The sequence below is a fragment of the Sphingobacterium anhuiense genome (genome assembly GCF_042686355.1).
Classification (GTDB): Bacteria; Bacteroidota; Bacteroidia; order Sphingobacteriales; family Sphingobacteriaceae; genus Sphingobacterium; species Sphingobacterium anhuiense.
The window spans coordinates 190,436-203,486 of the sequence record NZ_JBHUPE010000012.1 but is presented as its reverse complement, the minus strand read 5'-3'; the positions used below and the strand labels follow the sequence as shown (position 1 = coordinate 203,486).

Genomic DNA, 13,051 nt, shown 5'->3' with positions numbered 1-13,051 from the left:
TTAAATACCCCATTCTTAAAAAGTATTTCTTTTAACTTTCTGACTCAAAATTAAGACAAGGAACACGCTCTTTTTATTACATTTAGATCAACAATATAAAAAACTCGGTGAATAGCAGGAAAATAAAGGTAAAGTATCAGATCTCTATTAGCTTGTCTGCTTCAAGTTTATCAAAAACCATTAAAACACCAATCACTTGAAACTGCTCTTTCATATATGATGCTCTCGAAAAATACTGGACCGCCCCGATTTCATTGCTAGGATTAATTTCTTCTCTAAGATCATATATAAAACAATCCTGCTCCATAATAACCACAGGATTTTCGCCATATGCAGGAGCAGTTATATGACAATAAAAATCCAATCTATCATCGTTCAGGTCAATCATCAATTCTTCTCTAATCTCCCGCTTTAAAGACGTTAACGAACTCTCTCCACGATCGACCTTACCGCCAGGCAAATACCATGCTTTTTTATTATTACTATAGGCCAACAAGAGTTTATTATCTTTTAAAGTGATTAAACCTGCTGTAAGAAGACTTGAATTAAGCGTATCCATATCAAAAATTTTAAACGTATATAACGCGTAATCTAATAATTTTTAAAGAAAAATCAATAGTCAGATTTACTAATTAAAATGGGCATAAAGGAAAAACATCTTTTTCTATGGGCATAAACGCATCAAAAGAATTTCCGTTAAGGAAAAATGAATAATTTATCCATAACTTGTCCTTCTCATCGATCAATATCAACTATGCGTAAAGAAAATTCAACAAATTCTATAAATGAAAAATCGCTATTAGAGTTTTGCAAAGCCCATAAAGCACTCGCTCAAATCAGTGGTAGATGGAAATTATCTTTACTATTTGCTCTCCATGAAGAAGATTTATATTACGCAAGTTTTAAATCCATACTTCCAGATATTTCCGACCGGATACTCACCAAGCAACTGAAAGAATTGGTCGAAGATCAAATTATAGATAACAAAAAAGATAAAGTCAAATCGCTTTACATCCTAACCGAAAAAGGAAGGAAAATTGTAGCCTTATTAACCGCCTTAGGGGCTATCGGTGAAAACTAGAAACTCACCTGTTCTAAAAATTCTATAACCTCACCATTTGGACTATAAACCAAACTATTATGAACACCGACAGATTTAGATTTATTTTTCAACTGAATAGCAAGCACTCCATTGCTCAGGTCTATAGCTCCAGCTTTTAACGCGTCCACCCTTGCTTTAGCCGCGTCCTTCACAACAAAACAGATATGGAGAATAGAATTTTCGACCATTTCCTCCCCTAACCTTCTCTTTCTTCCCTGAGCAGGCATATCGGCATCACCATCGCATATTTCAACATATACATTGATCCGCTCATGCCACATCATGACACATTTCTCAAGGTTAAAATCGGGTAATGACCAAGAGTGCACAATTACAAATCCCAATTGTTCATAGAACGTTACTGTTTCATCAAATTGAGGAGCCTTTAAAGAATAATGATGAAAACCGACAATATTTTTTGATAACTTCATAATACATATTTTAGACAAACCTATGAAAGCTTATCGCTGAATAAAAGAACTTACAAAATTGTTAGTTGGTCACATCATAATATTTAGAAAAAAAACACATCAAGGATATAAATAAGAATATCCTAACAATTATCAAACGATTTTCAACAAATACTGTTATTGAGTAAAATAAAGAAGTTATGGCAAAGTCCAAATTCATACGGTTTTTCAATTTACACACTGGCGAAGACAAAAAGGAAAATGTCTTAGAAAATGTCGTAAATAATATTTCATTTCGAGGAGCTAATCTTTGGATATTAGCTTGCGCCATAGTCATTGCCTCAGTAGGTTTGAACGTAAACTCTACGGCAGTAATTATAGGAGCTATGCTCATTTCACCTTTGATGAGTCCAATAGTAGGGGCCGGATTCGCATTAGGAGTTTACGACTTTCCCCTATTAAAAAAATCCTTAAAAAATCTTCTTATTGCAACTTTTGTAAGTTTATTGGTTTCTTTTTTATATTTCACATTAAGCCCTTTCAAAGATGCACAATCCGAACTCTTGGCACGCACCTCACCTAATATATACGATGTACTAATTGCCTTCTTCGGTGGTCTAGTTGGTGTTATTGCCATCACCCGTGTCGAAAAAGGAAATCCAATACCTGGAGTTGCTATAGCAACAGCATTAATGCCTCCTTTATGTACTGCAGGCTATGGGCTAGCAATTGGCAATCTTTCTTATTTCGCGGGAGCATTGTATCTCTATATGATCAACTGTTTTTTCATATGCCTTTCTACTTTTATCATTGTCAAATACCTCAACTATCCAAAGGTTAACTTTGTAGATGCAAACCGTGAAAAGAAAATAACACGTGTCATTTCACTGATTATTCTCGTACTTATTATTCCTAGTGTCTACTTCGCATATACATTGTTAGAACAAAAACAATATTCACAAAAAGTCAATAAATTTATTCAGACAGCGTTTACAGACAAAGGATATACAGTCGTTTTTGAAAGAACGAACTATAATGCTAATCCTAAAAAATTAGAATTAGCATTCTTAATCAAAAAATTCAGCAAAGAAGAGGTCGACAGAATAAAAAGAGAAATGGAAGATTATGGAATTAAAAATACAGAACTAGTCATCCGTCAAGACAACAATGATCTTAAAGCAGATATTTTAAACGAAATCAACAAAAAAGAGCAGAATCTTTCTGAAAAAGATATTAGAATAAAACAATTAAATGCCGAATTGAACAAATACCAGATCAATACGCCAAATTTACAAGAGAATATCAAAATCTTATTTCCGCAGATAACGAGCTACAGCATAGGTGTACAGAATAAAATAATCACTGCGGATAGCGCTATCAATACCATTTCTTTAATTTATATAGCAGATAAAAAACTAAGCGAAGAAGAATTTATCAAGCTCCAGAATTGGATGAAGATCCAATTTCCGGAAAGAGAGGTAGCTGTTATTGCAAACCAGAACAGTGATTTTGCACTGCCACGAAAGGAATCGACAAAGTAAGCTTTCCATTTCCCTACAGGGAAATGGCTTCAATCATGGTTAAAATTGTTCCTCCATATCGTGAAGCGACGCTTCATCAGTTCATTATTAGTGAACCTATCACTTAAAATCCGATTTTTCCTGCAACAGTAATTCTCCCCAAGCATTTAATTTCCATAGTACCTCCACCAGTTTTTCACCGAGAGGTGTAAGCGTATATTCAACACGAGGAGGTAACTCATTAAAGCTTTTTTTACTTAAAATACCATCTTCTTCAAGCTCCTTTAATTGTTGATTTAACACGCGGCGATCCACCTTAACTATTCCCCTCAACATTTCACTAGGACGCTTTTCACCTTCATTGATCCGCCAGATAATCGGAATTTTCCATTTACCACTTATCGTATTCACCGCAAATTCCAATGGACATATTTTTTCAGATATAGCTTGCACCTTTGATTTCATAAAATTGACTTTTTTATCCCATAGGGATAATAATATGCGGTATTGTCATTATGAATTTACTTTTAAATATTTGCAAAAACAAATCATATCGCATGACAAACTTAGCAAAGAAAATAGATGAAATTAATAAAAACTTAGTCGCACAGTTGCCGGCTGACATTATCGAAGTTTTTAGTCAATCTATTCAAGAATTAAAGAGCAGTAAAATTGAAGAAAATAGCACACAGGTCGGTAATAAATTCCCCAATTTCAGCCTAAAGAATACCAGTAATCAAATCATCCACTTAAATGAATTACTAAAAAAAGGCAAAGTAATTGTAGCTTTTTTTCGTGGTAGCTGGTGTCCCTATTGCAATGTAGAATTAAAGGCATTACAGGACCATATAGAATTTTTTAAAGAAAAAAACATTTCGTTAGTTGCTATAGCTCCACAATCGGAAAGTTATAACAAAGAATTAGAAGTGAACCACATGCTCCATTATGATATTTTGACGGATCAGGATAATACACTAGCCAAACAACTCGGCATTTCATTTGAGCTACCAAACTACGCCGTCACCACCTATGAAAAGTTAGGGATTAAACTGTCAAAATATAATAAAAATGATCATAACGAATTACCAATACCAGCAGTATACATCATTGATACAAATTATAACATAACCTATCAATTTGTTGATAGCAATTATATGAACAGAGTAAATATTCAAGACCTTATCGACCAATTATGATCGAGGTAAAAAGAAAAGGAGCAAGATCAACTAAAGATCTATCTCCAGCTATTTTAAAGCAATTAAATTGTGGAGAAGTCGAAACAGCAAATCTGGTTGAATGGTTAGCAATTGATCAACGATCTTTACTGGTACACATATTAAAGCAACATAAACGCATAGCATATCTAAAACCAGTTTTAGTAGCTATTGATCAGCTAAAAACACAAACAGTCAAAACGATCAATGAAGCTATCGGAACAGCGCTCTTTGAGCAGTCATTCAAAAATGGAGATCAGCAATTTCTAAAAATATTATCCCAACATCAGGCCGATATGGCTCGCTGTTGGGCAACATACACAATTGGCAGAAATCATGAATTGAGCATTGAGCAGACGCTAGAACAGATTAAGCCATTTGCTGCAGACACACATTTCGGAGTAAGAGAGATCAGCTGGATGGCGGTAAGACATAAAATTAAAGACAATTTATTTTCCAGCATCAGCATCCTTTCCAACTGGACTTCGCATGAAAACAAAAATGTAAGAAGATTTAGCAGCGAGGCTACAAGACCACGCGGTGTATGGTGCCAGCATATTGATCTACTCAAAAACAAACCTGAGCTAGCATTAGAAATTTTGGAACCACTTAGATCCGATCCAGATCGTTATGTACAGGACAGTGTTGGCAACTGGCTCAACGATGCCAGTAAGACAAAAGCAGATTTCGTGCGCTCACTTTGTGAGCGCTGGGAAAAAGAAAGTGGTACAAAAGAAACAAAATATATCATCAAAAAAGCATTAAGAACAATTGGATCATAAATAACCAAATACTATTTTTCTTGTCATTTGCAAAGTAGAAACCAGTGAAAATTATTGTAAATTCAGTCCGAAAGACCAAGAATTATCAAACACATATAATTATTCATATAAAATATGGATCCCGATATTAGAATCTACAATAGTCAACTGAATCAAGAAGACCAAGCCATATGTGATATGCTAGCTGAGGAAATTTCCCAACATTTACCAGATGCTGTAAGTAAAATATGGCATGCACATCCCGTATGGTTTATAGAAAAAAATCCCATTGTAGGATACAGCAGACAAAAAGCTGGAATAAGACTGATGTTTTGGAGTGGTTCAGATTTTGAAGAAGAAAAATTAAAGTTTATAGGTGCTAAATTTAAAGATGCATCGATTTACTATAATTCCATTTCTCATATTGATAAAATCGATTTAAAACGCTGGCTAGAAAAATCAATAAAAATACAATGGGACTACAAGAATATTATAAAACGAAAAGGAATATTGATCCGATTGAAATAAATCTATGATTTCAAAAATCCAGAAATAAAAATCTGTGCAAAACCATTTTACATCAAAAATCTTAACACAACCAAATCGTTAAATAAAGAGAATCAAATAATGGCATGAGCCCCTTACAACCATTAATCTTACGTGATAAATAGTTCATTGCTAGCCTAAGTATCTAAAAAAAAATACTTTTTATTGCAAATTATTTCACTTAATAAAGTGAAAATTAGGATAAAATTCTACTTTTAGATTTAACACTCTCCAAATATTACTAAAATAGTATGAATAAAAGCTTTTATATCGATTAAAAAGTATTAATAAGCCAATAAAACATAATTGTAATCAAATTATATATTTTTAGTTAATCATAATCAAGTAATTAATACTTTTTTGTTAAAAAATCATTATCAAATTAGCTTTATTATTAAAAATGTAACAAAAAATAATTACTTTTAATCAGCTATAGCAGCCTATTCCGCCGAAAAGGTTTTCGCGTTTTGTTATGGAATCACCTGCTACCATTTCAACATCATCAATGTAATGAGAAATTTAACCATATTTGGATTAACCCCTTTTGAAAAGCCTGACATCAACCTTATGTATAAATTACATCAGGCAGGTGCAATTCCATTCTTAAGTTTAGGACATCAGTTAACAACAGCTCAAGAGGCTGTGCAACAACTTGATCAGCTAGATATACCTGCCTGTGGTATTTACTTTCCAGACGAAAGTTTTACATCACTTCAGATTCCTGGAAAAGTACAATATATTATTCTTCCATCTGTGACCGTGACTAAACCAGCTTCAGATCTATCCGTTTTTTACCAGGTAAGTAGCTTAGAAGAGGCAAAATCTGCCGAACAATTAGGTGCGGCAGGAATCATCGTAAAAGGCAACGAAGCTGCTGGCCTTGTTGGTTACGAATCAACTTTTGTCTTATTTCAACGTATAATCAAAGAAATTAAAACTCTACCAATATGGGTTCAAGGTGGTATTGGTGTTCATACTGCAGCTGCAGCAATGGCTTTAGGTGCTGCTGGTATTGTATTGGATAGCCAGTTGGCACTATTTCCTGAAAGTAGTATACCTAAAAGCTTAAAAGAGCTTTGTTCAAAACTAAATGGCACAGAAACTAAGATTATTGCAAATCATAGGGTGTTGGTTAGACCAAACTCCCCTGCTTTACCAGAGGAAATTAATGCCGAAAATCTGAAGCAATATTTCAAAGACCTTGATCCTACCCATAGCTATATACCAATGGGACAAGATATTTCACTGGCCATAGATCTATATGAAGATTTCAAAACTTTAAAGAAATTGATCTTTGGATTCAAGGAGGCTATGTATGGCCATTTGAAACAGGCAAAGACGTTAAATGTCATCAGCAAGGATAATATTATGGCCAAAGAACTTGGTCTACGTTACCCAATTGCACAGGGTCCTATGACGCGTGTCAGTGATGTTCCAGCTTTTGCCAGTGCTGTTTCTGAAGCAGGAGCATTATCTTTTGTCGCACTATCCCTACTAAAAGGAGAGCAAGCAAAAGCTTTGATCATGGAAACTAAAACCCGCGCTGCTGAAAAGCCTTGGGGGGTTGGTATTTTAGGTTTTGCTCCTCAAGAGTTAAGAGATGAACAAGCTGCCCATATACTAGCAGCAAAACCTCCAGTGGTATTAATTGCTGGTGGAAGACCTGCACAAGCAAAAGTTTTTGAAAAAGCCGGCATAAAAACTTTCCTTCACGTGCCTTCGCCAGCACTTTTAGATATCTTCTTAAAAGAAGGGGCTAAAAACTTCATCTTTGAAGGTCGGGAGTGTGGTGGACACGTAGGTCCTCTATCCAGTATGGTGCTTTGGGAAAAACAGATTGAACGTCTTTTAAAGGAAGATCATCCTGAAAACATCAGTGTATTTTTTGCAGGTGGTATCCATGATTCTTTTTCTACTGCTTTTGTCTCGATTATGGCTGCCCCACTAGCAGCTAGAGGTGTAAAGATAGGAGTCCTTATGGGGACTGCTTACCTCTATACACGAGAAGCAGTAAGCACGGGGGCAATCCAACAGGAGTTTCAGAATCAAGCCCTTCATGCAAAAGATACGGTTCTATTAGAAACGGCTCCTGGACATGAAACCCGCTGTCTTAATACGGCTTTTGCTACCCATTTCAATACCGAAAAAGCAAAATTGCTAGCCGCAGGGCTCGATAAAAAACAAGTGTGGGAACAACTTGAAAAATTAAATGTAGGCCGCTTAAGAATTGCAGCTAAAGGTATAGAACGTCAGGGGGACAAGCTTGTCACTATAGCGAAAGATGATCAATTAGACTTGGGTATGTATATGATCGGACAAGTTGCGACTATGCAGAACCAAGCGCTTACACTTACTGAACTTCATGAAAATGTGAGTGCAGCTAATTTTGTTCATATTGAACAAGCCGTTTTACCTGAAGAACCTGCATCACTGGAAAAACCGTTGGATGTTGCTGTTATCGGTATGGAATGTATATTCCCGGGTGCAAAAAACCTGGAAGAATATTGGCGTAATATCATTTTAGGAAAAGACAGTGTTACTGAAGTACCAGATGAGCGCTGGAATAAAGATCTTTATTATCACCCGGATGTAGATGGTCCTGATGTTTCGCATTCGAAATGGGGCGGTTTCATTCCTAAAATTGATTTCGATCCCTTAGCATTTGGAATTCCACCGCAATCGCTAGCCGCTATTGAACCTACTCAGTTATTAACACTGCTTGTTGCAAAACGTGCTATGGATAATGCTGGATATGCGGACAAAAGCATTGACAGAGAAAACATTTCAGTTATCATTGGTGCCGAAGGCGGTAATGATCTCGCCAATAGTTATAGTTTTAGAGGATACTATAAGCAAGTTTTTGGAGAACTGCATGAAGAAGTAAAAACAGCATTTCCACATACAACTGAAGATTCTTTCCCAGGTATTTTAGCCAATGTAATCGCAGGTCGAATTACAAACCGCCTTGATCTTGGTGGTCGCAATTTCACTGTTGACGCAGCTTGCGCATCCTCATTGGCAGCAGTTGATCTGGCTTGTCAAGAACTGATTTTAGGAAAATCAGACGTTGTGTTAGCAGGTGGTGCCGATTTACATAACGGCATCAACGATTACCTCATGTTTTCAAGTACACACGCACTTTCACGTAAAGGCCGCTGTGCAACATTTGACAGTGATGCCGATGGTATTGCATTAGGTGAAGGTGTTGCTATCTTAGTCTTAAAACGATACGAAGATGCTCTTCGTGATGGTGATCGTATCTATTCTGTGATTAAAGGTGTAGGTGGATCGAGTGACGGTAAAGCATTAGGTCTTACTGCGCCAAGAAAAATTGGTCAAGTACGTGCGCTAGAGCGTGCGTACTCACAAGCAGGTATTAGTCCCGCACGTGTCGGTTTAGTAGAAGCACATGGTACAGGAACCGTAGTCGGTGATAAAACTGAACTAAGTGCCCTCACCAATCTTTTCAGCAAATCGGGAGCACTGCCCGGTCAGACACATTTGGGATCTGTGAAAACTCAAATCGGACATACAAAATGTGCGGCTGGTTTAGCAGGCCTGATCAAGGCTTCCTTAGCCGTATACCATGGCGTAAAACCTCCCACCCTACACCTCAAACAGCCAAATGCATATTATAATGCGCAAACGAGCCCATTTGCATTTTATGCTGAAAGTGGATTATGGAATGAAAAGAACCGCTATGCGGGTATTAGTGCCTTTGGTTTTGGTGGTACAAATTTTCACACCGTAATCGCTAACCATCCTACCGCAGATAAGAACGCTACTTTACAAGCCTGGCCATCAGAGCTTTTTGTCTTTCGAGGAAAATCCTATGAAGAAGCCAAAATCCAATTAAAACAGATCAAATCTATATTAGATACCAACGATGAACTTCCACTAAAAAATATTGCTTATAGTTTAGCCACAGGCTCGACTGATCCGATTCAATTAAGCATTGTTGCGGATAATGCAGAAGATTTAATGATGAAAATTGAGTTGGTACTCTCAGGTATTGAAAGTAAAGACACGTACATCGTCAATAATAAACCTGGTAAAGTTGCCTTCCTCTTCCCCGGACAAGGTAGTCAGCGCATCAATATGGCGCGCGATTTATTCGTGGTATTTCCAGAAATGCGCCAATTATTGGCCGATCATCCGGAACTAGAACAAGTCGTCTTTCCGTCAGCTACCTTCAATGATAATGATTTAAAGCAACAAAAGGAAACCATTAAAGATACCCGTTTAGCACAACCCCTTTTAGGTATTATAGATCTTGCCATTGCAAAATTCCTGAAGTCATTAGGCATCGTGCCCGATATGCTTGCTGGTCATAGTTACGGTGAACTACCTGCTTTATGTTTTGCCGGTGTATTTGATGAAGAAAAATTAGTTGAATTAAGTTTGAAACGAGCTCAGTCTATTTTAGACGCAGTAGAAAATGGCGATCCAGGTACGATGTTAGCTGTGAATGCTGGAACAGGCCGTCTAAAACCTATTGTTGACCAGGTAGATAATTGCTATCTCGTTAATTTCAACGCTCCATCACAATGTGTGGTAGCAGGAAGCACTATTGGTATCAACAAACTAATGGAACTATTAAAACAGGAACGGATTTCTGCAAAAAAAATAGAGGTTGCTTGTGCTTTTCATAGTCCACTAGTTGCTAAATCAAAAGAACTATATCACAGCGTCCTAAAAGATGCAGCTTTTAATGATATGGAAATTCCTGTTTGGTCTAACACCTCTGCTACCTTATTTCCAACAAATAGTACGGAGATCAAAACCAGATTAACGGATCATTTAGTAGAACCTGTCCGATTTGTCGAAGAAATTCAAGCGATGTATGCTGATGGCGCACGTATATTCATCCAAGTCGGTCCTGGAAAAGTACTAACAGGTTTAACAAAATCCTGTTTAGATAAAGACGAGGTAACACTTCATGTCGAAGACAGCAGTCGGAATAAATTGACCCATCTGCTAGGTATGCTCGCACAATATCTCGGTACAGGCCGCAACTTTAAAATAAGTCAACTTTTTGAAGGTCGCGACACAACTTTTATTCAAATCGATCAACCCGAAATTTACAAAAAAAATCCTGCTATTTGGCGTGTAAATGGCCAATCTGCCCTACCAACAACGGGAACATTGCCAACCAATGGTGCATTACCAATATTAACTCCTTTACAAATGAACAACTCTGCCAATCAACCGGCCTCTTCGTCTGATAGTCAACTTGCTACCGAACGCATGTTGCAAGAATATCTGAACAGTATGAAGATGCTTATACAGGCACAACGCGATGTGATGCTCACTTTTTTAGGACAAAATCCGGGCATAAATCCGATGCCGCCCCATACTCCTGCCATACCTAACACAATCATCGACCGTTCGGCAACACTTCCTGCTGCACCCATCATACAGCAATTAACAATAGTAAATCAAGTAAAAACAGCTCCAGCTAAAGACATCAAAACTATATTATTACAGGTAGTCAGTGAAAAAACTGGTTATCCGCAGGAAATGCTCGGTATGGAAATGGATCTTGAAGCAGATCTAAGTATCGACTCGATCAAAAGAGTTGAGATCATCGGAACACTCCGTACCGAACTTAATCTATTTTCTGATGATCATAGCAATGAAGATACCATAATGGAACAATTAGCAGCGATCAAAACCTTAAGCGGTTTAGTTTCTTGGCTAAAAGAATACACAGGTACAGCAGCGACATCCGAAATCGAAACAGCACCTAATGAGACCATAGATTTAAAAACTCAAGTCCTGGATCAGCTGAGCCTTCAACAGCTCCAAACAGCAATTTTAGATATTGTAAGTGAAAAGACAGGATATCCAAAAGAGATGCTCGGGCTTGACTTAGATCTGGAGGCCGACTTAAGTATCGATTCCATTAAACGTATGGAGATCATCAGCGATCTCAAAACCAAAATTGGTTTTGGAGACGATATGGAACAAGCAGACGATTTAATGGAAAAACTCGCAGCAATCAAAACGTTGAATGGTTTAGCAACTTGGATTAAGGACATCAGTCAAGATGAGCCTGTACCAAGCAGCTTGTCACGTCTAAGTCTTGGATTAGCTCCAGCAGACTTACCATTAACACAAAACATGGATCTTATAAAAGGAAAACGTTTTGCCATTACACAAGATAATAGTACGCAAGTAGCAGCAATAAAAAGTAATCTGGAGAAATATGGGGCACATGTAGAATTGGTGGACATCAATGCCGAACTGGCTGATTTTGACGGACTCATCATGTTACACCTTTTCACATCTACGGTCAAGCATACCATCATTGATTATATTTCGTTAATTCAGAAACTTGATTTTGATAAAGCGAAGTGGGTATATTTAATTTCAGACACTTCATCACATCTTGGTGAAGTTAAAGATGTCAATGTATTGAGACATTATCAGGGTTACGCTGGTTTATTCAAAAGTTTAGCGAGAGAATTTGATCACACGACTTGTCGATTGATTAATTTAAGTACACCGCTAGGGACTGAACAAATTGCAGAGATAGCGCTAAAAGAAATCCTAACAACAGAAAAGCAAGCGGAGGTCATCTATAAGGATGAGCAGCGACACCGCATGGATTTGACACCTTCACCATTCCCGAATAATCTTGACAAAGCACAAATCCAACTGGATTCAAAATCTATCGTATTGGTACTCGGTGGTGGACAGGGTATTACTTCCGAACTTGTGAAACACATGGCCGAAGCACACCCTTGTACGTATATCCTTATTGGCCGTTCGGCCGATCCACGAATGGGATCAGTTGAACTAAGGGAAATGGAAAATATGACAACCAAGGAGGAAATTAGAAGCTATCTAATTCAAACTGCAAGATTCACTTCTCCTGCTCAAATCGAAAAGGAGACTGTACGAATTTTCAAAAACAATCAAATCCTACGTACTATCCGTCATATGGAGCGTCTTGGAAGCACGGTCGTTTATCAATCCCTTGATCTTTGCGACGAACTAGGACTAAGCGCTTTATTAAATAGTATCTATACGGAATATGGGAAAATAGACGGGGTCATTCATGGTGCCGGTTTATTAGAAGATAAACTTTTCAGACAGAAGACAGCAAGCTCATTCAGCCGTGTTTTTGATACAAAAGTAAAACCATTACGTGTACTAGCAGAGCAGTTACGCTCTGATTGTCAATTTGTCGTACTATTTTCAAGTATTGCCTCCGTTTACGGTAACAAAGGTCAAACCGATTATGCTGCAGCTAACAGTGTCATGGATGATTATGCACAGGCATTGAACCAACGCATCGCTGGTAAAGTGATTTCAATCAACTGGGGTCCATGGAAAGGTGCTGGCATGGTTTCGCAATCTTTAGAAACAGAGTATGAACGTCGCGGTATTTCATTAATTTCTTTGGAAGAAGGAAAAGAAGTTTTTCTGAATGAAATAAATTTCGGCACGGAAAATCAGGTGTTGATTATGTCGGGAAACAATTGGTAAACAT

The 13,051-nt window shown here is 37.3% G+C and carries 9 protein-coding genes; 6 read left to right on the top strand and 3 right to left on the bottom strand.

Going from position 1 to position 13,051, the window contains the following annotated elements; genetic code table 11:
- Positions 1 to 136: 136 nt before the first annotated feature.
- Positions 137 to 559: an NUDIX hydrolase gene (locus ACFS6I_RS21800; RefSeq protein ID WP_380923723.1), complete on the bottom strand. Its 423-nt coding sequence runs from the start codon at positions 557 to 559 to the stop codon at positions 137 to 139.
- Between the two features lie 195 nt (positions 560 to 754).
- On the opposite strand from ACFS6I_RS21800, the gene ACFS6I_RS21795 reads away from it, so the two are divergent.
- Positions 755 to 1,081, top strand: coding sequence for a winged helix-turn-helix transcriptional regulator (locus tag ACFS6I_RS21795; protein WP_380923721.1), 327 nt, complete (start codon positions 755 to 757; stop codon positions 1,079 to 1,081).
- Here ACFS6I_RS21795 and ACFS6I_RS21790 read toward each other — a convergent pair.
- A complete protein-coding gene (locus tag ACFS6I_RS21790) occupies positions 1,078 to 1,533 on the bottom strand; it encodes a VOC family protein (protein ID WP_380923719.1) in 456 nt (151 codons plus the stop codon). The genes ACFS6I_RS21795 and ACFS6I_RS21790 overlap by 4 nt on opposite strands.
- A 179-nt stretch (positions 1,534 to 1,712) precedes the next feature.
- On the opposite strand from ACFS6I_RS21790, the gene ACFS6I_RS21785 reads away from it, so the two are divergent.
- Positions 1,713 to 3,053, top strand: coding sequence for a DUF389 domain-containing protein (locus ACFS6I_RS21785; RefSeq protein ID WP_380923717.1), 1,341 nt, complete (start codon positions 1,713 to 1,715; stop codon positions 3,051 to 3,053).
- Between the two features lie 99 nt (positions 3,054 to 3,152).
- On the opposite strand, the gene ACFS6I_RS21780 is transcribed toward ACFS6I_RS21785, so the two are convergent.
- A complete protein-coding gene (locus ACFS6I_RS21780; RefSeq protein ID WP_132842870.1) occupies positions 3,153 to 3,497 on the bottom strand; it encodes a winged helix-turn-helix transcriptional regulator in 345 nt (114 codons plus the stop codon).
- Positions 3,498 to 3,589: 92 nt separating this feature from the next.
- On the opposite strand from ACFS6I_RS21780, the gene ACFS6I_RS21775 reads away from it, so the two are divergent.
- The 4 genes from ACFS6I_RS21775 (at position 3,590) to ACFS6I_RS21760 (ending at position 13,047) form a co-directional block, all read left to right on the top strand.
- The gene (locus ACFS6I_RS21775; protein WP_380923715.1) at positions 3,590 to 4,228 is read left to right on the top strand and encodes a peroxiredoxin-like family protein; all 639 of its coding nucleotides are present in this window, start codon (positions 3,590 to 3,592) and stop codon (positions 4,226 to 4,228) included.
- Positions 4,225 to 5,028, top strand: a complete 804-nt coding sequence (locus tag ACFS6I_RS21770; RefSeq protein ID WP_346597613.1) for a DNA alkylation repair protein — start codon at positions 4,225 to 4,227, stop codon at positions 5,026 to 5,028. The genes ACFS6I_RS21775 and ACFS6I_RS21770 overlap by 4 nt, the downstream gene beginning before the upstream one ends.
- Positions 5,029 to 5,142: 114 nt before the next feature.
- Positions 5,143 to 5,535 carry a DUF1801 domain-containing protein gene (locus ACFS6I_RS21765; RefSeq protein ID WP_380923712.1) on the top strand — a complete coding sequence of 131 codons (393 nt, stop codon included), beginning with the start codon at positions 5,143 to 5,145 and terminating at the stop codon, positions 5,533 to 5,535.
- Between the two features lie 528 nt (positions 5,536 to 6,063).
- Positions 6,064 to 13,047, top strand: coding sequence for an SDR family NAD(P)-dependent oxidoreductase (locus tag ACFS6I_RS21760; RefSeq protein ID WP_380923710.1), 6,984 nt, complete (start codon positions 6,064 to 6,066; stop codon positions 13,045 to 13,047).
- Positions 13,048 to 13,051: the final 4 nt, after the last annotated feature.